General features: G+C 63.0%; 27 protein-coding genes. 13 read left to right on the top strand and 14 right to left on the bottom strand.

Going from position 1 to position 23,001, the window contains the following annotated elements; all coding sequences use genetic code 11:
* Positions 1 to 93: 93 nt before the first annotated feature.
* The 3 genes from AB4Y94_RS04910 to AB4Y94_RS04920 are packed head-to-tail and all read left to right on the top strand — an operon-like array spanning position 94 to position 2,710.
* Positions 94 to 840 carry a DUF4386 domain-containing protein gene (locus AB4Y94_RS04910; protein ID WP_441725538.1) on the top strand — a complete coding sequence of 249 codons (747 nt, stop codon included), beginning with the start codon at positions 94 to 96 and terminating at the stop codon, positions 838 to 840.
* Complete coding sequence (locus tag AB4Y94_RS04915; RefSeq protein WP_441725540.1) at positions 837 to 1,868, top strand: NAD(P)-dependent alcohol dehydrogenase; 1,032 nt, start codon at positions 837 to 839, stop codon at positions 1,866 to 1,868. The genes AB4Y94_RS04910 and AB4Y94_RS04915 overlap by 4 nt, the downstream gene beginning before the upstream one ends.
* On the top strand, positions 1,865 to 2,710 hold the full coding sequence (locus AB4Y94_RS04920; protein ID WP_441725543.1) for an SDR family oxidoreductase: 846 nt from the start codon (positions 1,865 to 1,867) through the stop codon (positions 2,708 to 2,710). The genes AB4Y94_RS04915 and AB4Y94_RS04920 overlap by 4 nt, the downstream gene beginning before the upstream one ends.
* Here the strand turns inward: AB4Y94_RS04920 and AB4Y94_RS04925 are convergent.
* Positions 2,707 to 3,099, bottom strand: a complete 393-nt coding sequence (locus tag AB4Y94_RS04925; protein WP_441725546.1) for a nuclear transport factor 2 family protein — start codon at positions 3,097 to 3,099, stop codon at positions 2,707 to 2,709. The two genes, AB4Y94_RS04920 and AB4Y94_RS04925, sit on opposite strands and share 4 nt — an antisense overlap.
* A 219-nt stretch (positions 3,100 to 3,318) precedes the next feature.
* Here AB4Y94_RS04925 and AB4Y94_RS04930 point away from each other — a divergent pair, with 219 nt between their 5' ends.
* Positions 3,319 to 4,005, top strand: coding sequence for a DNA alkylation repair protein (locus AB4Y94_RS04930; protein WP_441725549.1), 687 nt, complete (start codon positions 3,319 to 3,321; stop codon positions 4,003 to 4,005).
* 12 nt (positions 4,006 to 4,017) lie between these two features.
* On the opposite strand, the gene AB4Y94_RS04935 is transcribed toward AB4Y94_RS04930, so the two are convergent.
* From AB4Y94_RS04935 to dgoD (AB4Y94_RS04965), 7 genes are all read right to left on the bottom strand, one after another.
* Entirely contained in the window at positions 4,018 to 4,776 is a 759-nt protein-coding gene (locus tag AB4Y94_RS04935; RefSeq protein WP_441725551.1) for an IclR family transcriptional regulator, read from the bottom strand.
* A 147-nt stretch (positions 4,777 to 4,923) separates the two neighbouring features.
* Positions 4,924 to 5,904 carry a hypothetical protein gene (locus AB4Y94_RS04940; RefSeq protein ID WP_441725552.1) on the bottom strand — a complete coding sequence of 327 codons (981 nt, stop codon included), beginning with the start codon at positions 5,902 to 5,904 and terminating at the stop codon, positions 4,924 to 4,926.
* A complete protein-coding gene (gene dgoD, locus AB4Y94_RS04945; RefSeq protein ID WP_441725555.1) occupies positions 5,898 to 7,055 on the bottom strand; it encodes a galactonate dehydratase in 1,158 nt (385 codons plus the stop codon). Before dgoD (AB4Y94_RS04945) ends, AB4Y94_RS04940 begins: the two co-directional genes overlap by 7 nt.
* Positions 7,056 to 7,061: 6 nt before the next feature.
* Positions 7,062 to 7,901, bottom strand: coding sequence for a carbohydrate ABC transporter permease (locus AB4Y94_RS04950; RefSeq protein ID WP_441725557.1), 840 nt, complete (start codon positions 7,899 to 7,901; stop codon positions 7,062 to 7,064).
* The gene (locus tag AB4Y94_RS04955; RefSeq protein WP_441725560.1) at positions 7,891 to 8,778 is read right to left on the bottom strand and encodes a carbohydrate ABC transporter permease; all 888 of its coding nucleotides are present in this window, start codon (positions 8,776 to 8,778) and stop codon (positions 7,891 to 7,893) included. The genes AB4Y94_RS04950 and AB4Y94_RS04955 overlap by 11 nt, the downstream gene beginning before the upstream one ends.
* A gap of 63 nt (positions 8,779 to 8,841) precedes the next feature.
* Positions 8,842 to 10,161, bottom strand: coding sequence for an ABC transporter substrate-binding protein (locus AB4Y94_RS04960; protein ID WP_441725563.1), 1,320 nt, complete (start codon positions 10,159 to 10,161; stop codon positions 8,842 to 8,844).
* A gap of 26 nt (positions 10,162 to 10,187) precedes the next feature.
* Positions 10,188 to 11,321, bottom strand: coding sequence for a galactonate dehydratase (dgoD, locus tag AB4Y94_RS04965; RefSeq protein WP_441725566.1), 1,134 nt, complete (start codon positions 11,319 to 11,321; stop codon positions 10,188 to 10,190).
* Here dgoD (AB4Y94_RS04965) and AB4Y94_RS04970 point away from each other — a divergent pair.
* On the top strand, positions 11,305 to 12,102 hold the full coding sequence (locus tag AB4Y94_RS04970) for a bifunctional 4-hydroxy-2-oxoglutarate aldolase/2-dehydro-3-deoxy-phosphogluconate aldolase (RefSeq protein WP_441725568.1): 798 nt from the start codon (positions 11,305 to 11,307) through the stop codon (positions 12,100 to 12,102). The genes dgoD (AB4Y94_RS04965) and AB4Y94_RS04970 overlap by 17 nt on opposite strands.
* Positions 12,103 to 12,119: 17 nt before the next feature.
* Here the strand turns inward: AB4Y94_RS04970 and AB4Y94_RS04975 are convergent, their stop codons facing one another.
* Positions 12,120 to 12,722, bottom strand: coding sequence for a DUF4386 domain-containing protein (locus tag AB4Y94_RS04975; protein ID WP_441725571.1), 603 nt, complete (start codon positions 12,720 to 12,722; stop codon positions 12,120 to 12,122).
* A gap of 137 nt (positions 12,723 to 12,859) precedes the next feature.
* Positions 12,860 to 13,606: a glucose 1-dehydrogenase gene (locus AB4Y94_RS04980; protein ID WP_441725573.1), complete on the bottom strand. Its 747-nt coding sequence runs from the start codon at positions 13,604 to 13,606 to the stop codon at positions 12,860 to 12,862.
* A 157-nt stretch (positions 13,607 to 13,763) separates the two neighbouring features.
* Here AB4Y94_RS04980 and AB4Y94_RS04985 point away from each other — a divergent pair, with 157 nt between their 5' ends.
* Positions 13,764 to 14,543 (top strand): methyltransferase family protein, encoded by a 780-nt coding sequence (locus AB4Y94_RS04985; protein ID WP_441725576.1) that lies wholly within the window; start codon positions 13,764 to 13,766, stop codon positions 14,541 to 14,543.
* Here the strand turns inward: AB4Y94_RS04985 and AB4Y94_RS04990 are convergent.
* A complete protein-coding gene (locus tag AB4Y94_RS04990; protein WP_441725578.1) occupies positions 14,521 to 14,988 on the bottom strand; it encodes an Lrp/AsnC family transcriptional regulator in 468 nt (155 codons plus the stop codon). The two genes, AB4Y94_RS04985 and AB4Y94_RS04990, sit on opposite strands and share 23 nt — an antisense overlap.
* 158 nt (positions 14,989 to 15,146) lie before the next feature.
* Here AB4Y94_RS04990 and AB4Y94_RS04995 point away from each other — a divergent pair, with 158 nt between their 5' ends.
* The 4 genes from AB4Y94_RS04995 to AB4Y94_RS05010 are packed head-to-tail and all read left to right on the top strand — an operon-like array spanning position 15,147 to position 17,655.
* A complete protein-coding gene (locus AB4Y94_RS04995; RefSeq protein ID WP_441725581.1) occupies positions 15,147 to 16,394 on the top strand; it encodes an NAD(P)/FAD-dependent oxidoreductase in 1,248 nt (415 codons plus the stop codon).
* A 13-nt stretch (positions 16,395 to 16,407) separates the two neighbouring features.
* Positions 16,408 to 16,779: a methyltransferase family protein gene (locus AB4Y94_RS05000; protein WP_441725584.1), complete on the top strand. Its 372-nt coding sequence runs from the start codon at positions 16,408 to 16,410 to the stop codon at positions 16,777 to 16,779.
* Positions 16,776 to 16,916 (top strand): hypothetical protein, encoded by a 141-nt coding sequence (locus AB4Y94_RS05005; protein WP_441725586.1) that lies wholly within the window; start codon positions 16,776 to 16,778, stop codon positions 16,914 to 16,916. Before AB4Y94_RS05000 ends, AB4Y94_RS05005 begins: the two co-directional genes overlap by 4 nt.
* Positions 16,917 to 16,974: 58 nt before the next feature.
* Positions 16,975 to 17,655 (top strand): YoaK family protein, encoded by a 681-nt coding sequence (locus tag AB4Y94_RS05010; RefSeq protein ID WP_441725588.1) that lies wholly within the window; start codon positions 16,975 to 16,977, stop codon positions 17,653 to 17,655.
* Positions 17,656 to 17,687: 32 nt separating this feature from the next.
* Here the strand turns inward: AB4Y94_RS05010 and AB4Y94_RS05015 are convergent, their stop codons facing one another.
* Complete coding sequence (locus AB4Y94_RS05015; RefSeq protein ID WP_441725590.1) at positions 17,688 to 17,855, bottom strand: hypothetical protein; 168 nt, start codon at positions 17,853 to 17,855, stop codon at positions 17,688 to 17,690.
* Positions 17,856 to 18,071: 216 nt separating this feature from the next.
* On the opposite strand from AB4Y94_RS05015, the gene AB4Y94_RS05020 reads away from it, so the two are divergent.
* Positions 18,072 to 19,001: an NADP-dependent oxidoreductase gene (locus AB4Y94_RS05020; RefSeq protein ID WP_441725593.1), complete on the top strand. Its 930-nt coding sequence runs from the start codon at positions 18,072 to 18,074 to the stop codon at positions 18,999 to 19,001.
* Between the two features lie 9 nt (positions 19,002 to 19,010).
* On the opposite strand, the gene AB4Y94_RS05025 is transcribed toward AB4Y94_RS05020, so the two are convergent.
* On the bottom strand, positions 19,011 to 19,979 hold the full coding sequence (locus tag AB4Y94_RS05025; RefSeq protein WP_441725814.1) for a GlxA family transcriptional regulator: 969 nt from the start codon (positions 19,977 to 19,979) through the stop codon (positions 19,011 to 19,013).
* A gap of 15 nt (positions 19,980 to 19,994) precedes the next feature.
* Here AB4Y94_RS05025 and AB4Y94_RS05030 point away from each other — a divergent pair, with 15 nt between their 5' ends.
* Positions 19,995 to 20,792 carry an HD domain-containing protein gene (locus AB4Y94_RS05030; protein WP_441725596.1) on the top strand — a complete coding sequence of 266 codons (798 nt, stop codon included), beginning with the start codon at positions 19,995 to 19,997 and terminating at the stop codon, positions 20,790 to 20,792.
* Between the two features lie 117 nt (positions 20,793 to 20,909).
* On the opposite strand, the gene AB4Y94_RS05035 is transcribed toward AB4Y94_RS05030, so the two are convergent.
* Entirely contained in the window at positions 20,910 to 21,443 is a 534-nt protein-coding gene (locus AB4Y94_RS05035; RefSeq protein ID WP_441725599.1) for a carboxymuconolactone decarboxylase family protein, read from the bottom strand.
* A gap of 47 nt (positions 21,444 to 21,490) precedes the next feature.
* Here AB4Y94_RS05035 and pdxR point away from each other — a divergent pair, with 47 nt between their 5' ends.
* Positions 21,491 to 22,921: a MocR-like pyridoxine biosynthesis transcription factor PdxR gene (gene pdxR, locus AB4Y94_RS05040; RefSeq protein ID WP_441725602.1), complete on the top strand. Its 1,431-nt coding sequence runs from the start codon at positions 21,491 to 21,493 to the stop codon at positions 22,919 to 22,921.
* The last annotated feature ends 80 nt before the right edge of the window (positions 22,922 to 23,001 follow it).

The raw sequence follows: 23,001 nt of genomic DNA on the forward strand, positions 1-23,001 counted from the left end.
TTCTCAGTGCCGGCTACGTACCCGCCCGGATTCGAGGATTCAGTCAGACGCGCAGGCTGAGGGTACATCGTCACTACACCCGCAGGAGATCTCATGAACCAGGCAACTCTCTCCACCCATTCGGCCGCCGACCAGATGCGGAAGGCATCGTCGTCGAGGAGACCGCCGAGCAATCGCATGAAGCAATCACGAATCATAGGGGCGCTGTTCCTGGCCGGCTTTCTTGTCTACGGCGGCGGGTCATCCCTCGTCACCTCACTGGTCGCCGGCCCCGACTTCCTGGCTTCAATCCCTCCCCTGCAGTCGCTCCTGGCACTCGGGGCTTTTCTCATGCTGCTGAACACTGCGGTGGACATCGCGAAGGCGGTGTTCCTCTTCCCAATCCTGGAGCGACACAGCACGCGCACCGCCCTCACGTATTACGCCGCCATCATCGTCCAGGTGGTGTTCCTGAGTATCGGGGCGCTGGCAGTGCTGATGATCATTCCCCTGTCCCAACACGCTGGCGAGCCCGGTGCCGCAACCTTCGGCGCGGTCCTTGTCGAGCTCAATGGCATGGCCTACCAGATCGGCCAGATGACGCTCGGAGTCGGGGCCACCTTCCTCTGCGTGCTCCTCTTCCGAACCGGCTTGGTGCCCCGTTGGCTGGCGCTCTCCGGCCTCATCGGTTATCCGCTGCACGTCGCCGGGACCGTCGCCGAACTGTTCGGTGTTCATGTCGGCCTCTATCTCACGATGCCCGGGTTCTTCTTCGAACTGGTGCTGCCCGTCTGGCTGCTGGTCAGAGGTTTTCACAGAGCGGCCTTTGAGGGTCCCGTGCTTCCGGCGTCACGATCATGACCGCCGTCGCCGCGGTCCCGACCTCGATGAAGGCGATCGTCCAGGACAGCTACGGCCGCCCGGACCAGGTGCTGAGGCTCGAGACCATCCCGGTGCCGGTGGCCACGGGTGATGAGGTGGTGGTCAGGGTCCACGCGGCGTCCATCCACGTGGGTGACCTGGTGAGCATTCAGGGCGAGCCCGTCATCGCGCGGCTGGCCACCGGACTCCGCAAGCCACGCAACCGCGTGCCGGGCACGGACATCGCCGGGACCGTCGTCGCCGTCGGCAATGCCGTGACGGGCATCCGTACCGGTGACGAAGTGTTCGGCTGGTGCGCCGGCGCATTCGCGGAGTATGTGTGCGCCGCGGAGGATCATTTCGTGCCGAAGCCCGCACACCTCTCGTTCGAACAGGCGGCCGCCGTGGGCGTGTCGGCCAGCGCCGCACTTCAGTTGCTTCGCGGCCGGGTGCGGCCGGGCCAGAAGGTGCTGATCAACGGCGCCTCCGGAGGGCTCGGGTCCTTCGCTGTCCAAATCGCGAAAGCGCTCGGCGCCGAGGTGACCGCGGTGTGCAGCACGAGCAACATGGGGACGGTCCGCTCACTCGGCGCGACCCACGTCATCGACTACACGACGGATGACTTCACCCTGGGTTCCGAACGCTACGACTTCATCCTCGACAACGCGGCAAATCACTCGCTGTCACGAACCCGGCGCGCGCTCACAGCGGATGGCGTCCTGCAGTCGAACAACGGAACCTCTGGTGGTCGCTGGTTCGGAACCATGAGCACCGTCATCACCACGGCGATCATGTCCAGGCTCACTCGCCGGCAGGCGGGGCCGTCCATCAAGTTCCCCAGGCGCGAGGACTCGGTCGCCCTGAAGAGCCTCATCGAGGCCGGCGCGGTGACACCGCTTATCGACCGGACCTATCCGCTGCCTGAGACCGCGCGAGCGGTCACGTATGTCGGAATGGGTCACGCACGAGGCACGGTTGTGGTCACCGTCGACACCACGGACCGAGACAAGCAGGAGACCACGTCATGAAGACCGCGCTGATCACAGGAGCCACCTCGGGCATCGGGCGGGAGACGGCCCTGGCGCTCGCCCGGCACGGCTTCCAGGTCGTGATCATCGGTCGTCGACCCAGCGAGACGGCGAAGACTGCCGAGTGGATCGGCACGCAGACGGGCAACCGGAACGTCGAGTATCTGGTCGCAGACCTCACCGCGCAGGTCGACGTGCGCCGCGTTGCGCACGAATTCTCTGCGACCCACCGGAGATTGGACGTCCTGATCAACAACGCCGGTGCCGTGTTCCCGAAGTGGGAGTTGACCGACGAGGGCATTGAGAGGACTTGGGCCCTCAATCACCTTGCGCCGGTTCTGCTGTCTCTCGAGTTGCTCGGATCACTCAAAGCCAGCGCCCCGTCCCGCATCGTGAACGTCGCTTCCTCCGCGCAATCCAACGGGCGGATCGACTTGGGCAGTCGAAACGCGCAGGCGTCGTTCAGCATGAACGCCTACTCGAACGCCAAGCTCGCCAACGTCATGGCCACATACGCGTTGGCCCGCCGCCTTCACGGGACGGGCGTCACCGTCAACTGTCTTCACCCCGGCGTGGTGGCAACGTCGTTCGGCAAGAACACCGGCGGCTGGATCAAATCGCTTTCCACGCTGGCGGGGCCGTTCCTGATGACTCCCGAAAGAGGTGCGGCGACATCCGTCTACGTCGCTTCTGCGCCGGAGGTCGAAACCACTACCGGGTGCTACTTCGTGAAAGCCAAACCGAGCAAGTCTTCGGCCACAAGCTACGACGAAGGTCTTCAGGAGCAGGTGTGGCAGAGGGCATTACGCGAGGTCCGCGCCAAAGACGTGCCCGGAATTTAGGCCCAGAAGTCGTCCGCCTTGGCCGAGTCGTCGAAGTATTCGCGACCCTCGATGACCTTTCCATCGCGGAGAACGAAAACGATGGTCGTGGCCGCGTCCATAGTCTTCCCGTTGCCCTGGGCCCGGGTGTGCTGGATCCCCACCGTGTGGTTTTCTCCACCGACCACGTCGTCGACCGATGCCTGGAAAGTTCCTTGGGAACGCGCTCCCAACTCGCCGAAATAGGCCATGACCGCGTCACGTCCCTGCTTCACTCCGGATAGCACGTTGTTGCCGCCGGCGTACCAGACGGCGTCCTCCGCGAACAGCCCGTTGAGCGTCGCCAAATCCCCTGCGTTGAAGGCCTCATAGCCTCGCCGAACCAGTTCGGCGTTTTCTGCAGCTCCCATTTCGCGCACCTCTCCGTCATCGTTGTCGGGTCATGTCGGGACGGCTTAAGGGTATTCCTGGGCCGACCACCTGTCCATGAGGAAAACTCATGATTGGCGTCGGTGAGCTAGGAGTTGGCTGCTCCGATGTACGCCATCAGCAGGATGAAGCCCGCAACCCGACAGGGGCCAGAACTTCGTCGTAGGCTGAATCCCATACGCGACAGACAGGAGCCTGAGGTGGCCGGAACGACAGTGGCCGGAACGACGGTCGCCGCGGTGATGGCCGAGCTGGCCGAGCTCGAGGACCCGAAGGCTCGCGCGGTGAACGCCAGGCACGGTGACGACCACGGGGTGAACCTCAGCAAGCTGCGCGCATCCGCTAAACGGCTGGGGACCCAGCAGGAGCTTGCGCTGGACCTCTGGGCGACCGGTGATACCGCCGCGCGGCTGCTGGCGATTCTGATCTGCCGGCCGAAGATTTTCGAGGGCGACGAGCTGGACGGCATGTTGCGCCAGGCGCGCATACCCAAGGTGCACGACTGGCTCGTGAACTACCTGGTGAAGAAGAACCCTCACGCCGAGGAGCTGCGCCTGGCCTGGTTCGCCGATCCTGACCCCGTGGTCGCGAGTGCCGGCTGGGCCCTGACCACCGAACGCGTGGCGAAGAGTCCCGACGGCCTCGATCTCCCGGGACTGCTCGACATCATCGAGGCGGAGATGAGGGATGCCCCGGATCGCTTGCAGTGGGCGATGAACCACTGCCTCGCCCAGATCGGGATCGAGCACCCCCAGCATCGCGAGCGGGCCATCGACATCGGAGAGCGCCTGCAGGTGCTCAAGGATTACCCGACTCCCCCGAACTGCACTTCGCCCTTCGCGCCCATCTGGATCACCGAGATGGTAAACCGACAGCAGGCCACGTGAGAGGTGCCGGCCTCAGTCCCGGCTGGAGCGACTCCGGTACCCGCCGCTCTCTGACACCGATTCGCCGGTGTGCTTGATCTCTGGAAGGAACTCCAGCAGCTTGCCCAATGGCATCCGGCTCGATGGTGCTGAAACGCTGACCGACCCGATCACGAGACCCGACGCTGCGAAGACCGGCACCGCGACGCAACAGATGCCGGGCTCATGCTCTTCGTCGTCGACGGCGTAGCCGCGTTCTCGGGTGAGCTCGAGCTCTCGCCGGAACGCTACCTCGTCAACGATCGTCGTTGGGGTGAAGTGCTGGAAATCCATTCCAGCGAGGTGAGCCTCGAGCTGGTCTGCAGGAAGGAATGACAGGATGGCCTTCCCAACCCCCGTGCAGTGCTTCAGCACGAGACGGCCCACCTGTGACTCGATCCTCACCGGATGCTTACTCTCGACCTTGTCGACGTAGCTGATTCCCAGACCGTCCAAAACCGCCATATGCACGGTTTCGTTGGTGATCTCATTCAATGCGGCAAGGTGCTCGTGTGCCCTCGTGCGCAAATCGTTTCCCTCCAGCGCCCTTTGGCCCAGGTCGATCAAAGCCGATCCAAGCCGGTAGGTACCGTCCCCCACTGATTCGAGAAACCGCTCCTTCTTGAGAGTCCGCACCATACGCAGAGCCGTCGTCGCGTGGACATCCAGTTCGCGGCCTAATTGGGTGATGGTTTTCGGCGCGTCACCGACCAAGCCGAGGATCGCGAGCGCTCGTTCCAGAGATTGGCTCACGTCAACTCACCTGCCGATGTGACTGTTTCCATCCCCAATGTTCCTCCACTCAAGCGCTCCTCACAGAGCTGCAAGCACTGACCGCGCCAATGATGACAAAAACCTGCGCCTAAGTAATCATGCAGCAGCCGGAGCCGGACTGCTGTGTTATCCATTCTGAAGGAAGGCCTCATTCTGGAAAGCCGACTCGCGTGGCTGGGGCACACCCAACCTCGTCACCTCGGCAGGCGCATCCGTTTGTGTCATTGTGAAGTCGTTGCCGAGTCGATCCAGCAGGTCCAGGCCAATGCGGGCCCGTCGCACACGCTCACGTGACAAAGCACTCGTCAACGGCTGGAGGTGTCCGCCGCTGGGGTACACGTCGGGATGATTGCGTAGTCCGAATTTCACGTACACCGGGGCGAGCGCCTCAATGATGGAATGTATCTCGTAGTGACGCACAAATCCGCCGAGGTTGTCCGGCGCCTCGACATAGAAATCGATAGGCAGGTCAACGGCGCCGCGCACGGCTGACAGTCGCGCCAGGCTCATCCCGGGCGCCATATTGATCGTGTCCAGTCCGGCTTCCTCGAGCATGCGAACGGAGAGCGGGTTGCTTGCCATGAGCTGTACGGACCCCTTGAGCACGAAGTCGTTGGGAAGTAGCCCTTGGACGCGCATCAGTGCGGCGGCGACCAGTACCCCTTCGTCGGAGACCAGCGCTCCACGCACACCCAGTTCAGCAGCGCGAGCGAGGTCATCCATGGAGTAGACCAGTTGGTCGGCGCCTTCGAGGCGATTGCCGCCAAACGTGCGCTGGCCTGAGATGTCCCAGCCGGCACGGGGTCCCACGAACAGGCTCAATTCCACATTCCGGCTGTGGCACATGGCGGCCATCTCGCGGATTTCATCATCCACCAGGAGCATGGAACCGCTGCCCTGCGAGACTCGGTGCAGCGGCACACCATAATCGTCCGCGGCCTGAAACACCGCCGCCAAGCCCTCGACGCCCTCCGTGCTCGGGATCTCCACTCGGTAGTGGGCGCCGTCCGGGAAGCGTTTAGCCGAGGTTGTGACCTCGTCTGCCGAGGGCGAGCCACTGTCAAGCAACAATTGTCGGTACGGCTGGAGCCGCGATTCATTCACCATTTCGCAACTCCGCTGTCGTGTGTGTCAAACCAATGCGGGAGCTTCCAGCCGCCGTCGTAAAGGGCGGATTCGATTGCTTCTGTGTCGAGCTCCACACCGAGGCCCGCCAATTCCGATGGGAGGATGTATCCGTCGACCAACTCGAACGGCGAGGTGATAAGCCCGTCGCCCAAGGTGATTTGCTCCTGAGCAACGAAGTTCTCAACTGTGAAGCTGAGGTGAAGGCTCGCGGCGAGGTTCACCGGACCGAGTGGGTTGTGCGGTGCGAAACCCACTGAGTAAGTCTCCGAGAGCGCGGCGATCTTGCGGCCTTCCGAAATACCGCCGCAGTGCGAGAGATCCGGCTGCACGACCGCGACCGCACGTTCCTCCAAGAGTCGCTGGAAACCCCACCGCGTAAAAAGACGCTCGCCCGCGGCGATCGGAACGTTTGTGCGCCGGGACAAGTGCGCCATCGCGTCGACGTCTTCCGGCATCACGGGCTCTTCGATGAAAAGAGGGTGCAGCGGCTCGATCGCATCGATGAGCTGGATGGCCAGAGCAGAGCTCACTCGTCCGTGGAAGTCAATTGCGAAGTCGATGTCCGGGCCGATGGTTTCCCGCAGCAACGAAAATCGCTCGACCTGGCGTTCGATGAAGCTGCGCGACTCGAGGAAGCGGGCCGGCCCCGGAAGGGCCGTCTTGATCATCGTGTACCCCTCCGCGACGGCGTCTTTCGCGAGGCCGAGAAACTCGGTGAGGTCCTGCTCGTGGATGGCCGGGTCAACGGGAACGAAATCGCGAGTATTGACGTGCTTGTAGACACGGGCACGATCCCGAACGGTTCCGCCCAGCAGCGTGTGAACGGGCACCCCGAGGCGTTTGCCCTGGAGGTCCCACAACGCCTGATCGATTGCGCTGATGGCGCTTCCGATCACGGACCCGGCCGGGTAGAACGTGGCTCGATACATGAGGAGCCAGAGGTATTCGATTCGTCGCGAGTCCTGGCCGATCAACAGGTATTCGAGGTCGTGGATCGCCGCCTCGACGACTTTGTCACGCCCTTCAAGGGCAGCTTCGCCGAGGCCGACGAGGCCGTCTTCGGTGTGGAGGAGGAGGAAGGAGAATCGAGGCCGCACGTGCAGCACCTCGAGCCGGGAAATCTTAGACATTGAGACTCAATTCTTTACGCCGCCGGCGGTGAGGCCGCTGATCAGGTAACGCTGAAGGAAGATGAAGAAGATCATGAGGGGAATGACCGCGTACAGTGACGCCGCCATGAGGTCGTTCCACTGGATCTTGTACTGGCCTATCAATTGGCCGATACCGACCGGAACGGTCTTCATGTCTTCGGAACTGGTGAGGATGAGCGCAAAGATGTACTCGTTCCACCCGGTGATGAAGGAATAGATCGCCGTTGCAACGAGACCGGGCACCGTCAGCGGCAGGACGATCCGGAAGAACGTCCCGAACCGGCTGGCGCCGTCGATGGCCGCTGCCTCGTCAAGCTCCCGCGGGATGCTCTTGAAATAGCCGTACATCATCCACGAGCAGAACGGGATCGTGAACGAGACGTAGGTCAGGATCAGGGCGGCCTGCGTGTTCACCAGCCCGAACGTCTGCATGATCTTGTAGTACGGAATGAGCAGCATGATCGACGGAAACATCTGCGAGATGAGAAGGAACGTCAGGAACGAGCCTTTTCCGCGGAAGTTGAATCGTGACAGGCCGTACCCGGACAGCGCCGAGAACGCCAAAGAGATCAGGGTGGAGGCCGATACGACCACCAGGCTGTTTCTGAAGTAGTCGACGAACGGATAATCGGTGAACACCCGAACGAACGCACTCAGGTCGGGCGTCGTCGGCCAGAGGCGTGGCGGCGTCGAGAAGAGGTCAGTTTCAGGCTTCAGCGCCGTGGACAGCATCCAGAACACGGGTACGAGCACAAACAGTACGGAGACCGCAAGTATCAGGTAGAAGGCGGGATTCACCTTCGCCCTGGCTGTTCTATTCTTCATTGTCCCGGACCAATCGTCGGTAGATGATGCTGATGGCTAAGCAGATGATGAAAACGATGACCGCCATGGCGGATGCTCGCCCGAAGTCGAAGTTCTGGAACGCGACCCGGTAGATGTCGATACTGACCACCTTGGTCGAGTCGATCGGGCCGCCGCTGGTCATGAGCCACACGATTGTGAAGTGTTTGAACCACCACACCGTGTCGAGGATGATGCTGACGATCAGCACCGGCAGGAGGCCTGGGAGGGTCACGAAACGGAATGACTTCAATCCACCGGCCCCGTCGAGGGAGGCCGCCTCGTAACGGTCCTTCGGAATCGACTGCAACCCGGCCAGCACCAGGATCATCACGAGGGGGTAGCCCTTCCAGATGCACGAGATGACCACCGCGGCGAACGCCAGGTTGGGATCGTCGAGCCAGGCGATCGGCTTGTCGATGAGGTGGAGCGCAGACAGGCCGTAGTTGAGCAGTCCATAGAGCGGGTTGTAAATCCATTTGAAGATCAGGGCAACGACGACGTCGGGGAACAACCAGGGAAGAATGAGGATGGCGCGGAACAGCACCCTGAACCGGATCTCAGTGTTGAGGATCAAGGCCAGAACAGTTCCGAGAACAAGGTTGCCGAGCACAACGAGGATCGCGAAGACCAGGGTGATCCCGATCGACTTGAGGAAGCTGGGATCGCTCAGCGACTGGATAAAGAACTTGAAGCCGACGAAATCCCACTGGTTGCGGAGATTGGTTCTGAAGAAACTGATGTAGAGGCCAAACCCCAGCGGGAAGATCACCAGGGCCAGCATCACCAGCAGGGAGGGTGAGATGAAGGAGAGTCCGGCCCGCCGATCGCTCAGCGTGACGGCAGACTGCTTTGCCATAGAGACTGCTTTCTGAGAGTAGGCGGGGGCTCCCGTCCCGGAAGCCCCCGCCGACGAATGGCGCTAGCCGTTGTTGGAAATTGTGGTTTCCGTCTGACCTGCGGCCGACTTCGCCGCTTCTTCCGGCGACATCTTGTTCAAGATGACCTGCTGGTAGGAGTTACCGGCGATGACCTGCAAGTCCGCGTAGAACGGAACAGCGGGCAGCTGGAACGCGTTGTCCTGCGCCTTGATGAAGCCCTGGAGTTCCGGACGGTTGACCTGCGGGTCGCTGATGGCGTCCGTACGGGTGGGGAAGCGGCCGGTCGCGGCATTCCAGGCGAGCTGGTTCTTCTTGTTGAGCATGAACTTGATGTAGTCGGCCGCTGCTGCCTTGTGCTTGCTGTCGGCAGAGATCGACCAGCCGAGCATTCCGAGGACCGAGACGGACTTCTTTCCGGGAGCGTGCGGGAGCGGGGCCCCGGCCAGTTTGCCCTCGAGGTCCGGGTTCTGGGCGAGGATCGCACCGATCGTGTGCGGTCCGGTGACCATCATCGCGGCCTTGTCCGTCGCGAGTAGCGCGTTGGCCTGGGCGTAGCCGGTCTGCAGCGGTCCGGGAGGCACTGCGCCATCCTTGTTGACCAGGTCGCCATACAATTTGAATGCTTTGGCTGCATCGGCGGTGCCGAACTGCGTCTTCCAACTGCTTCCGTCTGCAACCAGTTCCTGCGCGCCGAACGTGCGCATGATGGGGATGAAGCGGGACCCACCTGAACCGTCATTCGTTCCGACCATCGCGAAACCCCAACGGTCGGTCTGTCCGTCGCCGTCCGTGTCAACGGTGAGCTTCTTCGCGGCGGCTTCGAACTCGTCCCACGTCGTCGGAGCTTTGAGCCCGGCTGCTTCGAACAGGTCACTGCGGTACAGCAGGCCGGTCGGAATCGTGAAGTAGGGGGCGAACTGCGTCTTGCCGTCGAGCTTTGCCTGCTTCAGGGGCGCCGCCTCGAACCCGGCGAGATACTCCTTACCCAGGAGCTTGTCCATATTGGCGACAATTCCCAACTGGTCCGCTTTGCTGTCGAACTCGGGAGAGTTGATGAAGATGTCCGGCATCTGGCCGCCGGTGGCCAGGGTGCTGATCTTCGCGTATGCGTCGTTCATCGGAACTCCGATGAATTCGATCTTCACGTGCGGGTGGGCCTTCATGTACGCGTCGGCGTAGCCCTTCTCCACGACGCTCTCCGTCTTTTCAACGACGAGTGGAGACAGCACGGTCAGCGTGATGTCCTCGTCTACCTTCGAGGCGGTCGGGGATTCGGCGGCCTTTTGGGGGCTGCAGCCCGTGAGGGTCGCGCCGATCAGGCCGAGCCCCATCAGGACTGCAAGCGGTTTGGACAGTTTCATGATGCTCCTTCTGGATTTGTGGTCGGTCACCACTCTGCGACCGAACCATCGCCGTGCCGAAGCGTGGGTGATTCCCATACTCCGTTGGTCTTCTTCTTCTCCAAGGCGTCCTCGTCAACTTCAATCCCCAACCCTGGTCCGGTGGGAATTGCGATGCTGCCCTCGACGATCTCGAACGGATCGACAAGGATCCCGTGTCCGATATCGCTCCGGTCGTCGAGCGTGGGGTGCTCCTGGATGAGGAAGTTAGGGGTGCAGGCACCCAATTGAATGCATGCTGCAAGCGAGATCGGGCCCAGCGGGTTGTGGGGCGCCACCGAGACGTAGTACGTCTCGGCCATTGCGGCAATCTTGCGGGCCTCGAAGATGCCGCCAACGTGGCACAAGTCTGGCTGCACGACGGCGACGGCTTTGGTCTCGAGAAGCTCGCGATACTGCCACCGCGTGAACAACCGCTCTCCCGTTGCTATCGGCGTTGTCGTGCGGTGGGCGATGTCGGCCATCGCGCTCGGATTGTCGGGAAGGCATGGTTCCTCGACGAACATCAGTCGGAGATGCCTCATCTCGGCGATCAGGGTATTGGCGACGGCGGGCCCGACCCGCCCATGAAAGTCGACGGCGATATTCACGTTCGAACCCACGATGTCGCGAACGAGCGCAACCCGCGCAACCTGCGCGTCGATCCAGTCCGGCGACTCGATGGGCCAGGCCGGTCCGTCGATGGCCAGCTTGACTGCCGTGAACCCGGCGCTGACGCGGCGGCGCGCAGTTGCTCCGAGGGTTTCCTCGGTCTCGCCATGACAATGGGCATACATGCGCACGCTGTCTCGCACATGCCCTCCGAGGAGTTCGTACACCGGAACTCCGAGAGCCTTGCCCTTGATGTCCCACATTGCTTGCTCAAGCCCGCTCAAGGCGCTCGTGAGGATGGGTCCACCCCGGTAGAAGCCGCCTCGGTAGATTGCCTGCCAGTGATGTTCGATGCGGCGCGGATCTTGGCCGATCAGATAGTTCGACATCTCCTGGATGGCCGTCTCGACCGTACGCGCCCTGCCCTCGACCACGGGTTCCCCGAAGCCCACGATGCCTTTGTCGGTCGACACCTTCACGACCAGCCAGCGCGGCTCGACGTGGTAGGTGCTGATGGAAGTGATCTTCATTGACCGGCTTTCGCTCGTCGGTGAACTGAAACTGCAATATACGCAAGGCCGCTGCGTGATGCGCAACGTGGCCTATAGTGACATGTGGCAGCGCACGCTGTCAAACGCCCCGGCAATGACGACGCCGCTGCCACGAGAGGAACGCTTGGTGATGTATTCCAACGAACCGCTGACCCAGATGCTCGGGGGGCACGCCCTCATGGCCATCCTTCGTGGCTTCGGCGTGGAGCACAGCGTGGCTTTGGCGCGCCAGGCGTGGGAACTAGGGTTCGAGTGCATCGAGCTCCCGATTCAATCAGAGCGTGACCTCGATGCTCTTCGCGCAGTGGTTGCAGCTGGCGCCGAAATCGGCAAATCCGTTGGCGCGGGCACGGTGGTCACCCTTGAACATGTCCGCCAGGCCCGCGACGCGGGCGCTGCGTTCACTGTTAGTCCGGGCTATGACAGGGAGATCGTGCGCGCCTCATTCGAGGCCGGCATGCCGCCGCTTCCCGGCGTAGGCACGGCTTCCGAGTTGCAATCCGCGTTAGCAGCGGGTCTGACGTGGCTCAAGGTATTCCCGGCATCCGCTCTCGGCCTCAGCTGGTTCACCGCAATGGCTGGGCCATTCCCGCAAGCAAAGCTCGTGGCCACAGGTGGGATGGATGCTTCCAACGCCGAGAGCTACCTTGCGACTGGGGCACGTGTCGTGGCAGTCGGATCAGCCCTGGCCGACCCTGCGCAACTCCCACTCCTCGCGGGCATCCTGAACAATCACCACCTGGGGGCAAACCGGAATTGACGCCGCCTCAGACGTCGTCATCTGCGACCGTGGCTTGCGACGGGCCGGTTCCGGTTGACTCCCCCGGTTTCGAGTCGAAGCCATAAGCGGCCAGTGCCGACACCGAATTGTCGCCGAGAAGCCCGAACAGGCACGAGTCGCGAGCGATACAGCACGTAACCGAAGCACAGCGCGTTGAGGGCGGGCGCGAATCCGGGCCCGAACACGGCCGTCTGGTCGCGAACCGCGATCAGCGCGTGGCCGACGGCGACCATCGCCGCGTCGTCGGTGCCCGCTGCGGCGCCCGCCTGGCGCAGGGTCACGATCGAGGCCAGGGCAAGGACGCCGATGATGAGCACGGTCGCCTCATAGATCCGAGTCGTGACGAAGCCGAGGGAGGCGACTTCGCTCTGCCGCCTGACCACCGGGTACACCGCGACGGCGGTGCCGATGCCAGCGAGCGCGGTGAGTGCCTCGAGGAAGGCGCCGAAGATAATCCGCGTGTCGGCGCCGCCGCCGCTGACGATGTAGTACGGGTCGGTCAGCACCGGCTCATACAGAAAGAACGCCGGGATCGAGAAGGCGAACGTCAGGAGATAGAGGATGCCCGATGCGAGCGCCAGTCGTCTGGGTTTCGTCACGGCGATGTCCTTTCGCAGTGACGACACCGTACGCCGCCCCATCGTGTCGAAGCAAGGCCCATTGTGGGCCTGTCGAGCGGCCTCCCGCAGACGGCGGGACGCTCGCGAGTGATGAGCGCCCCGCCGTTCGCACAGTGCTATCCGGCGATCAGCGCACCGTCGATGACGTGCTCGGTACCGCTGATGTATGAAGACGCATTGGATGCGAGGAACGGCACCAACTCAGACACCTCGACCGTCTCGGCCATGCGGCGCAGCGGAACCTGGGCTGCGATGCCGCCGCCAGTCTCGTCAGTGGCAGCGGCCATCATCGGGGTCTTGATGTAGCCGGGGTGGACCGAGTTCACACGGATGTTGTCGGGCCCGTACTGCACCGCCACGTGCTTGGTCATGCCACGGGAGGCGTACTTGCTTCCGACATAGGCGAGGTTGGGCGAGCCGACCACGGCAAGCATGCCTGCCGTCGAAGAGATATTGACGATCGATCCGCCGCCCGCCTTCTTCATGGAGGGAATGACGGTCTTCATGCCGAAGAACTGCGAGTGCTGGTTCACGGCGACGACGTTGAGGTAGTCCTCTTCGCTGAACTCGACCGTTTCCACAACCGGGCCGATGATCCCGGCGTTGTTCACCAGGACGGTTACCGGCCCGAATTCCTTTTCGGCGGTGTCGACCACCGTCTGCCATCCGGCGAGCGACGTCACGTCCTGCTTGATGAACCGCGCGTTCTCGCCCAGTTCGCTCGCGAGTTGGCTACCCCGCTCTTCGTTGACGTCGGTCAGCAGCACCTTCGCGCCCTCAGCGACGAAAAGACGAGCATGGGACTCGCCCATTCCCTGTGCCGCACCGGTGATGATTGCTACCTTGCCATCGAGTCTGGCCATGATACTTACTCCTTCTAGGTCGCGCGCCGAGGTTCCCCTGGCGACGATTGCAGCGACTGCATGGTTCGCAGGTCACATATATGCAAACGTATAAATTCGGGTTCTATTCCCTTTTCGGAATACATCGGCTCAGCAGGCCCGTTAGTGTGAGGGCAGCGTGTCCTCTGCAGTTGCGGCGTTCGGCGTGAAGGGCGCTGCGGTGGCGACCGCGGGTTGGACGGGTTTCGTCACCGTCGCGTTGGCGCTCAATGCGACCTTCACGGCCGAAGCGGGCGTGGGCGTACTCGCGATGGTGGCCGCTACGGCCGGCTCCGTCGTTGCTCTGTGCCTTGTATTGATCGGACGGGTACCAACGGCCTGGATAGCGGCTGGCCCGTTCGCATTTCGCCCCGCCGCCATCCGCTCCACCGCTGCAGCACACGTGGTTTCGACGTTCCGGCAGATCCTCGTTTTCTGGGGACTGTTCCTGGTGGTGATTCCACTCATCATCGCAGTTCTCGAGCAACGCTGGGCTGTGTCGTTCGCGTTTCCGACGTTCGCAGCCCCTGCCGGTGTCGCGGTCCTCGTGGCGGCCAGTGCCATCGGGATCTCGTCGGCTTTCGTGATGTCGACGCAGGGAAGCGGCACGCCGTTGCCGTCGGCGATGCCCAACCGTCTGGTCATCGCCGGCCCGTACCTGTGGGTTCGGAACCCGATGGCTCTCTGCGGCATCGTGCAGGGCGTCGCGGTTGGCCTCATCCTGTCGTCGTGGCTCGTGCTGGCCTATGCGATCGCGGGCTCTCTGCTCTGGAACTACGCCATCAGGCCACTCGAGGAGTCCGACCTTGAAGAACGGTTCGGCGATGAATTCCGCCGGTACCGCGACACCGTGCGTTGCTGGATTCCCCAGGTACCGGAACGCCGACCCTCGTTGATCAGCTCTTCGCCCTCCCGGTGAGGGCGTGTGACGCGGGACGCACGTATTCGAAGATCACGCTGGTGTTCGTACCCGCGACTTCTGGTCTCAGGCTGAGCCCTTCCGCCACAAGTTGGCGGAGAGCTACCGAGTCCTCCACGGCGACGTGCACCAGGAAGTCCCTGTCACCCGTCACGAAGAAGACGCTCTCCACACTGGCCAGGCCAGCCAGGTAGTCACGAAACTGGGACAGGTTCGGCCGGGCGTGTGAGTGGATCCGCACCGAAATCAACGCCTGCAACCCGCGCCCGGTCGCTGCAGGATCCACATCGGCGTAGAACCCGCGGATGATGCCGCGGTCTTGGAGCGAGCGGATACGCGTCAGGCAGGTGGACGGGGCGATTCCCACTTCAGCTGCGACGGCGTTATTGGGGGTGCGCGCATCCGCTTGCAGCCGGGCGAGTATCCGGCGGTCGATCTCGTCCAATCCGTGCCACCGAATTTCATTCGGGTTCCCGCCCGCGGCGCGCTTCGTTTCCGAATCCGTATGCATATCACTGGTCTATCACAGAATGAACTGCGTTCAGATTGCGCCAACAGCAAATTATGTTCAGCATGTAGACAACTCGTATCGAAGGAGATTTGGTGGAATCCCGTGTACGCACTCCCCGGACCGCGGTAGTCGTCGGAGCCGGCATGGTCGGACTGGCCACCGCCTGGCACTTGCAGGAGCGCGGCGTCGAGGTCACTGTATTGGACCGTTCCGGCGTAGCGAGCGGTTCTTCCTGGGGGAACGCGGGCTGGCTGACGCCCGGCATGGCCATGCCGCTGTCTGACCCGAGTCTCTGGACCTACGGCGCCAAGGCACTTCTCGACCCCAGCGCGCCCCTCCACATCCCTGCCCGGATCGATCCGAAGCTCTGGGCGTTCCTCCTCCGCTTCGCCATGCATGCCACGCACGGCGCGTGGAGGAAGGCCATGGCGGCGCTGACTCCGATCGACCGGGTCGCACTCGAAGCCTTCGACCATCTGCACGCGAACGGCGTCGTGGCGAACACCCACGAGGGCCCGTTCATCATCGGGTTTGAGCGGGAACGCGAGAGCGTGCCGTTTGTCCACGAAATCCACCAGGTCGAAAAGGCAGGCCAAGTCGTGCCGCTCGACCGGCTGGCAGATCCGCGCAGCAGAGTGCCGCAATTGTCCGCCAACGTGAGCACGGTCTTCACCATGGAAGGCCAGCGCTTCATCGAACCAGGCCCATACGTTGTGGCGCTTGCCGCCGCGGTAGATCAACGCGGCGGCGAAATCAGAACGGATGCCCATGTCGACGGCGTTCACCCGGTTGCCGGCGGCATCAGGGTCGACCTGCGCGGACAAGATTCCATCACGGCCGACGCCGTCGCCCTTGCAACTGGCGCCTGGCTGCCCGCCCTCGCCCGACCACTGGGGGTGCGCACCCTGGTTCAGGCCGGACGCGGCTACTCATTCAGCGTTCCCACCGACGAACCAGCCCGATACCCGATCTACTTCCCGGCGCGCCGCGTCGCCTGCACGCCGTATGAGGGACGCCTCAGGATCGCGGGAACCATGGAATTTCGCGGACCTGACGAGCCACTCCAGCATCGCCGGATCGAGGCAATCCTCGCGTCGGTGCGTGACCTGTTCACCGGCATGGACCTGGAAGACCGAAAAGACGAGTGGGTCGGTTCCAGGCCGGTCACGCCGGACGGTCTTCCACTGATCGGGGCGACGAAAATGCCGGGCGTTTACGTCGCGGGCGGCCACGGCATGTGGGGCGTCGTCCTCGGGCCGGCGACCGGGCGTTTCCTCGCAGAGCAAATCGTCACCGGTACGGTCGCGAGGGAAATCCGCCCGTTCAACCCGCTGCGCTGATAGCCTGACGCGCATGGCCCCGGCAGCCTCGCTCGCACGCGCGTGGATCGGGACGGTCGTCTTCCTCCTCCTCGCGCCCGGCATCGTCGCGGGCCTCATCCCCTGGTTTATCTCCGGCTGGCGCTTGCACGACTGGGGCGGCGCTGCCTGGGTGGTTGTGCCGATCGCCTGGATTGTGATCGCGGTGGGGGCAGCGTTCCTCCTGCACGCATTCGCCCTGTTCGCCCTGCACCGCGGAACGCCTGCTCCGGTCGCTCCGACGGAAACACTCGTCGTGACGGGGGTATACCGCTTCGTGCGGAATCCGATGTACCTGGCGGTCCTTGCGATCATCGTCGGCCAGGCGCTGCTGTTCGGTAATGGGCGGTCGGACTCTACGCCGTGATCGTCCTCGCCACGGTGTTCGCGTTCGTGAAGGGGTACGAGGAGCCGGCCCTCGCCGACACCTACGGCGAGCAGTACCTCGACTACCGGCGGAATGTTCCGGGCTGGTGGCCTCGGCTCACACCGTGGCGGGCGTGAGATCCTTCACCGACTTGTTAGCTTTGGTAGGCCCCCCGCCCTATCACCGAGGAGAACGATGCCCGAGTCCCCCGAGCACGAAAAGCTCCACCTCATGCTCATGCTGGCTCTGACGTTCTCCACCGGTGTGATCGATGCGGTCGGCTACCTCGGGCTCGACCGCGTCTTCACGGGGAACATGACCGGCAACGTCGTCATCCTCGGGATGGGATTGCTCGGTGCTGACCAGTTGCCGGTCATCGGCCCGGTCGTTGCGTTGGGATTCTTCATGCTGGGGGCTGCTGTCTCCGGCCGCGTCCTCCGCCCGGTTCCCGCGGGCTGGACAGCCCGGTCGACCGCTCTCTTCGGGGTAGTCGGCGCCATCCTCGCCATTGCGGCGATCATCCTGGCTCCGTTTGCCGGTGAGATCCCGCTCGCGCTGCAATTCGTGATCACGGGTGCCCTGGGATTCGCGATGGGCATGCAGGCCGGTACCGCCAGACATATTGCGGTGAAGGATGTCACCACCGTTGTCGTGACGTCAACCCTGACCGGGTTGGCAGCCGATTCCACGTTTGGCGGGAACAACCGCCAGCCCTGGAGACGTCGTGCGGGTGCCGTGATCCTCATCGGCCTCGGCGCTCTTGCCGGTGCAGCTGCATTGCACGTGGACATCACCGTCGGCCTGGGAATCGCTGCGCTGATCACGATCGTCGTTGCGGTTCTCGGTCACGTGAAGACCAGCCCCGCTGAAAGCTAAGCCGGCACTCGTCGCCCTTCAGACCTCGCCCATCAGTGCAGGGTCAGAGCTGAACGCAACGAGATGTCGCCGCGCTGGGGATATGTGCGGACTGCGAGTTCCTCCAGCCGCGGGTACAGGGCCTTGTCAGGGAACATTTCGTGCTCGAAGTCCACAGGCAGGTCCCACTGCGTTGACGGCGCGATCTCGAACGGACCCATGTCCTCCGCGGTGAGGAGCGGATGCCTGTGCTGATGCCTTTCGCTGTCTGGATTGGTGTGGTTTCTGACCGGAACGGGGGTGCAGTGTGGGCCGTGCGCCGCCAGAATTAAGTCGTTCAGCACGAGGCGGAGATCGTCGCCACGTCAAGCGACCAGGCAGATGGAGACTCAAAATTGGATGCTAAGCCGAGTGCTTCGGAGAGAACCGCTACGATGATGGCGCTTCGCGCGCATGAGCGGGGTGGGCCCGAGCAGCTTGTGTACGAAGAAGCACCGCGGCCCGTTCCCGGCCGGGGGGAGGTCAGCGTTGCCGTGACGGCCGCCGCCATCACGTTCGCCGAGCTCACCTGGCCAGAGACCTGGGAAGCTGGTGGCGTCGACCGAAGACCGGTGATCCCGTCACACGAATTCGCGGGAACAGTCTCCGAAGTCGGGCCCGGTGTGACCGATCTAGCCGTTGGTGACTCGGTCTTCGGGCTCGTGCCCTTTGACCGCGATGGGGCGGCGGCTGAATATGTGGTCGTCCCGGCGGAGTGCGTTTCACGGAAGGGCCCCTTGATCTCCGATGTCGCCGCGGCCGCGGCCGTACTACCGGCATTGACGGCGTGGGAGGCGTTGAACGACCAAATGAACCTGGCAGCTGGGCAGCGCATCCTGATCCGGGGCGGAACCGGTGCGGTCGGGGCATTCCTCACACAGTTCGCGCATACGCTGGGCGCGGACGTTACGGTTACGGTGACCTCCCCGTCGGCCGAGCCCCGTGCGAGGAGCCTCGGCGCTGACCACGTGATCGTGACACGTCCTGATTCCGGTGAACGTGATCAACAGGCATTCGATGCCGCAATTGATGCCGTCGGTGCTGATGTGCCGGAATGGATGTATTCGTCGGTACGCCCGGGTGGGCGGCTCGTCCTGCTCCAAGAGCCCCCGAACGAGGTTTTGGCCGACAAGTACGGGGTGAACGCGAACTTTTTTGTCGTCCACACACGCCGTGATCGCCTGGAGGAGTTGGCGGCCTTGATAGCCGCCGGGCAGGTCGAAGTGGCGATCGCTCAGACATTCCCGCTCTCTGAGGGTAGAGCCGCCTATGAGCGCGGCGCGGCGCCGAAGCCCCGGCCGGGTAAAACGGTCCTGCTCGTTCAGTAGACGACGTTCTCAACCGGGCGTCGGTCCGGCGCCGTCTGTGGTGGTATCGCTACGGCGTGCGGTACGGAAACGGCGCTGGTAGGCAGCAGGTGTCATCTCCAATTCGCGTGCGAAAACCCTGCGCAGGCTTTCGTAACTGGGAAAGCCGGCACGATCCGCCGCCTGCGTAGCGGTGTACCCCTGGTCCAGGAAAGCCTTCGCAATGTCGAAGCGGATCGATTCGACATATCGAGCCGGTGTGGTCGACAGCTCGTCGCGGAACAGACGGGTGAGATGCCGCGCGCTCAGATTCAAGTGGTCAGCGAGGCCGGTGAGGGAATGGCTCGCCGAGGGGTCGGCTGTGACGAGATCGACGACGCGGCGCAGCGCCGGCGTATGAGGTGGTGAGCCCTGCAGAGGCGCGGAGAACTGAGACTGGCCGCCCGCCCTCTGGAGGTAGACCACGAGCGCGCGTGCAACCTCACGAGTGAGGTCGGGTCCGTGATCCTCCTCAACGAGGGCAAGCGCGAGATCGATGCCGGCGCTCACCCCGGCCGACGTGTAAGTGGTGCCGTCGCGGACATAGATTGCGTCCGGGTCGACCTGAGTCTGTGGGTAGCGTGAGGCGAGGGTGTGAGCGACCTTCCAGTGCGTGGTGGCTCGCTTGCCGTCCAGGAGGCCAGCCGCGGCGAGGATGAACGCTCCGGTGCAAATGGATGCGACGCGTTGCGCATGGACCGACACCGCCCGTACAGCATCGACCAACTCTCCCGGTACCGTGGCGCCCGGATAGATGTCGCCCCCGGCGATGAGGAATGTACGAGGTTCCGGAGTGAAGTCAGGTCCGCCGTCGACCGCGATCCGGATACCGACCGAGGTGGTGACATCTGCGCCGGTGGGCGACACCAAGACGACGCGGTAGCCGGCGCCAAGCCGGTTCGCCTCCGCGAAGACGTCGGCCGGGCCAGCCACGTCGAGGAGCTTGACGCCGTCGTACACCAAGATCACAACCAGATGGCCGTCGGAACTCGCGGAGCTGTCACGCTGGGGAGTGGCCCGATACGGGTGGTTCATGGCCTGGGCGAGGCGGCGTCGACCGGTCGCTCTTTGGCAGTGTGGAAGTCGGACGATTCGTCCGGTTCCGTACCGTCGACACCCGAAAGAGAGCGTTGCATGTCTGAAATTATCGCAGGAGTGGAGATTCCTGAAACTCCCACTGTCGCCGAAGTGACCCGTTTCATCGGGGGGACGACCAGCCCGCTTCTGTACCATCATTCGCGGCGCGTATTCCTGTTCGGCTCGATCCACGCCAGGGCGTTGGGCCTCGCGCCTGACCCGGAACTCCTTTATACGGCGGCGCTGTTCCACGACGCGGGACTGCTGACCCCGTTCTCGGACACCGAGCAACGATTCGAGCTCGATGGCGCCGACCACGCCCGCGCGTTCCTTCTCACGCGTGGCTTCTCCTCGCAGGCCGCCGAAGTTGTCTGGAATGCGATCGCACTGCACACCACACCGGGGATCCCGGGGCGGATGGGGCCAGAAGTTGCTGCCACCAGTCTGGGGGTCCTGACCGATGCCATCGGCCTGGGGCTGGACCACCTCGATCCCGGACTCGTCGGTGAAATCACGGCGGCGCATCCGCGCGGCGATTTCAAGAACGAGTTCCTCCAGACCTTCTACGAGGGGCTCAAACACCGGCCCGACACGACCTACGGCACTGTCAACGCCGACATCCTCAGGCACTTCGTGCCCGGATTCCACCCAACCAGCATGGTCGAGCGCATTACTGACTCACCATGGTCCGCCTGAGCATTCGCGCGCGGGGATCCTCGCGCGTTCGGGTCTCACGGGAACTGCGCGATGATCACGGCTCGAATGAGGACGTGCTTGAAGCTCTCGTAGTCCGGCCAGTATGCGGTGAGGCTGTCAGTGAACTGCGGGTGTGTAACGTCCGGGTGTCATGCGCGAGGTGACCCCAAAACGGTTGAAGGCGTTGATGGCCACGATGACAGAAACAATCTGTGCCAGCTCGGCCTCAGCAAACTCTTTCGCTGCCCTGGCATACAACTCGTCAGGAACGAAACCATCGGTGAGCACCGTGACCGCTTCCGTCAACTCAATCGCAGCTATTTCCTTCGCGGTGTAGAAATGTTTAGATTCGCTCCAGGCACTGAGTTGGATGACGCGCTCGATGGCCTCTCCGGCGGCTAGGGCGTCCTTACTGTGCATGTCTAGGCAGAAGGCGCAGTGGTTGATCTGCGATGCGCGAATTTTGATCAGGTTTGTCAATGATTCTGGGAGTCCCCTTTTCGCGGCCGTGTCAAGGCGGAGCAGCGCTTTGAAAACGTCAGGGGCGAGGGCCATCCAGTCGAAGCGCTGCGTGTGCTGGTGCAGCAGTGCCTGCGGGGCTTGTGGGGCTTGTGGGGCTTGTGGGGCTTGTGGGGCATCAATAATCGTCATAAATCCGAGCGTACGGACCAGGAGGAATGCGGGTAAGGTCCATTTGCATGGAGAAACCTCAGACCACTTCACCGGCCGAGGTGCTCGCAAAAGCCGGTGTTGACCTTCACCTCGACCTCCCCAGGTCCGGTTTGCGGACCGGATTGACAGCGGCTCTCCGTGAGGCGGTACGCTCCGGCAGACTGACGCCTGGAACACGATTACCTGCCTCCCGAGCGCTCGCCAGCGACCTCGGCATCGCGAGGAGCACGGTAACCGAATGCTATGCGGACTTGGTGGGGGAAGGTTGGCTCACTGCTCGGCACGGTTCGGGCACACGGGTGGCCGAACGGGCAAAAGCTCGAAGAGCCCCGGCTCAGAGCACTACGGTCGGGGCGGCCCTCAGCCCTCTGCATGGATTGGAAGCCGGGGCGGCGGACTTCGCCGAGTTTCCTCGCGCACCATGGCTAGCGGCGGCGCGGCGCGCATTCGCGGCAGCGCCTCACAGTGCGTTCGGATACGGCGACCCCTTGGGCAGGTTGGACTTACGGACGGCGCTCGCCGACTATCTCGCTCGCGTCCGAGGCGTCACTGCAAGACCAGAACAGATTGTCATCACTTCAGGTTTCAACCACGGACTGATGGTCATCGCACGGGCACTCGCGAGCCACGGCGTCGACATGATCGCTGTCGAGGGGTACGGCTTGGACATCTACCGGAGTGTCCTCAGTGACGAGGGTATGAAAATCCCGCCTCTGAGAGTAGACAACGGTGGGGCGAGTGTTGAGGACTTGGTTGGCATCAGTGATGCGGGTGCTGTACTCCTAACGCCGGCGCATCAGTTCCCGACAGGATTTGCGTTATCCCCTGATCGGCGAGCGACTGTTCTCGACTGGGCTCGCAGTACCGGTGGGCTCATTCTTGAGGATGATTACGACGGCGAATTCCGTTACGACCGCAAACCGGTGGGGGCCCTGCAGGGCCTGGACCCTGAACATGTTGCGTACTTCGGAACTTCCAGCAAGTCGCTTGCTCCGGCCCTGCGATTGGCATGGATGGCCGTACCTGAATATCTTCTCCCCGCTGTCGAAGCAGCCAAGGGTCGCGTCGATACCGTCAGTGTCTTGGACCAGTTGATCTTCACGGAATTCGTGACCTCCGGGGCGTTGGATAGACACGTGCGTGGCCGCCGGCAAAACTATAGACGCCGACGTGATGAGCTGATTGCAGCCCTTGCGCAGATTGCCCCCGGAGTTCAGGTGACAGGCATGGCAGCCGGGCTGCAAGCCGTCCTTGTTCTCCCCACCGGTAGGGAAGAAGCGTGGGCACTTAAGGCTGCGAGACGGCAAGGGCTCACTGTTAGTGGAATGTCAGAATTCCGTCACCCAGAGGTGGACGCTCGGGTGTCACGGCGCGACGCGCTGGTCGTCAACTTCTCCTCCGTATCCGACAGTGCATGGCCAGGAGCCTTGGAAAGGCTGTGCAGCGTCTTGGCATAACAGCACCAGCGTCATCGTCACCGCAGACTTTTGCGCTTCCGCAAACCGGGTTGCGGCGGCTTGAGGCACTTAAGTGGTCC

The organism is Glaciibacter sp. 2TAF33 (assembly GCF_052114945.1).
In the GTDB taxonomy this organism is placed as follows: domain Bacteria; phylum Actinomycetota; class Actinomycetes; order Actinomycetales; family Microbacteriaceae; genus Cryobacterium.

Bases quoted from the DNA above. Each gene is read 5' to 3' on its own strand.
- AB4Y94_RS04960 (WP_441725563.1), bottom strand. From the start codon at position 10,161: ATGAAACTGTCCAAACCGCTTGCAGTCCTGATGGGGCTCGGCCTGATC.
- AB4Y94_RS05015 (WP_441725590.1), bottom strand. From the start codon at position 17,855: ATGGGTCCGTTCGAGATCGCGCCGTCAACGCAGTGGGACCTGCCTGTG.
- AB4Y94_RS04980 (WP_441725573.1), bottom strand. From the start codon at position 13,606: ATGGCCAGACTCGATGGCAAGGTAGCAATCATCACCGGTGCGGCACAG.
- AB4Y94_RS04915 (WP_441725540.1), top strand. From the start codon at position 837: ATGACCGCCGTCGCCGCGGTCCCGACCTCGATGAAGGCGATCGTCCAG.
- AB4Y94_RS04955 (WP_441725560.1), bottom strand. From the start codon at position 8,778: ATGGCAAAGCAGTCTGCCGTCACGCTGAGCGATCGGCGGGCCGGACTC.
- AB4Y94_RS05035 (WP_441725599.1), bottom strand. From the start codon at position 21,443: ATGACGATTATTGATGCCCCACAAGCCCCACAAGCCCCACAAGCCCCA.
- pdxR (WP_441725602.1), top strand. From the start codon at position 21,491: ATGGAGAAACCTCAGACCACTTCACCGGCCGAGGTGCTCGCAAAAGCC.
- AB4Y94_RS05030 (WP_441725596.1), top strand. From the start codon at position 19,995: ATGGCCGTCGGAACTCGCGGAGCTGTCACGCTGGGGAGTGGCCCGATA.
- dgoD (WP_441725555.1), bottom strand. From the start codon at position 7,055: ATGTCTAAGATTTCCCGGCTCGAGGTGCTGCACGTGCGGCCTCGATTC.
- AB4Y94_RS04920 (WP_441725543.1), top strand. From the start codon at position 1,865: ATGAAGACCGCGCTGATCACAGGAGCCACCTCGGGCATCGGGCGGGAG.
- AB4Y94_RS04970 (WP_441725568.1), top strand. From the start codon at position 11,305: ATGGAAGTGATCTTCATTGACCGGCTTTCGCTCGTCGGTGAACTGAAA.
- AB4Y94_RS05010 (WP_441725588.1), top strand. From the start codon at position 16,975: ATGCCCGAGTCCCCCGAGCACGAAAAGCTCCACCTCATGCTCATGCTG.
- AB4Y94_RS04940 (WP_441725552.1), bottom strand. From the start codon at position 5,904: ATGGTGAATGAATCGCGGCTCCAGCCGTACCGACAATTGTTGCTTGAC.
- AB4Y94_RS05020 (WP_441725593.1), top strand. From the start codon at position 18,072: ATGGCGCTTCGCGCGCATGAGCGGGGTGGGCCCGAGCAGCTTGTGTAC.
- AB4Y94_RS04910 (WP_441725538.1), top strand. From the start codon at position 94: ATGAACCAGGCAACTCTCTCCACCCATTCGGCCGCCGACCAGATGCGG.
- AB4Y94_RS04950 (WP_441725557.1), bottom strand. From the start codon at position 7,901: ATGAAGAATAGAACAGCCAGGGCGAAGGTGAATCCCGCCTTCTACCTG.
- AB4Y94_RS04925 (WP_441725546.1), bottom strand. From the start codon at position 3,099: ATGGGAGCTGCAGAAAACGCCGAACTGGTTCGGCGAGGCTATGAGGCC.
- AB4Y94_RS05000 (WP_441725584.1), top strand. From the start codon at position 16,408: ATGGCCCCGGCAGCCTCGCTCGCACGCGCGTGGATCGGGACGGTCGTC.
- dgoD (WP_441725566.1), bottom strand. From the start codon at position 11,321: ATGAAGATCACTTCCATCAGCACCTACCACGTCGAGCCGCGCTGGCTG.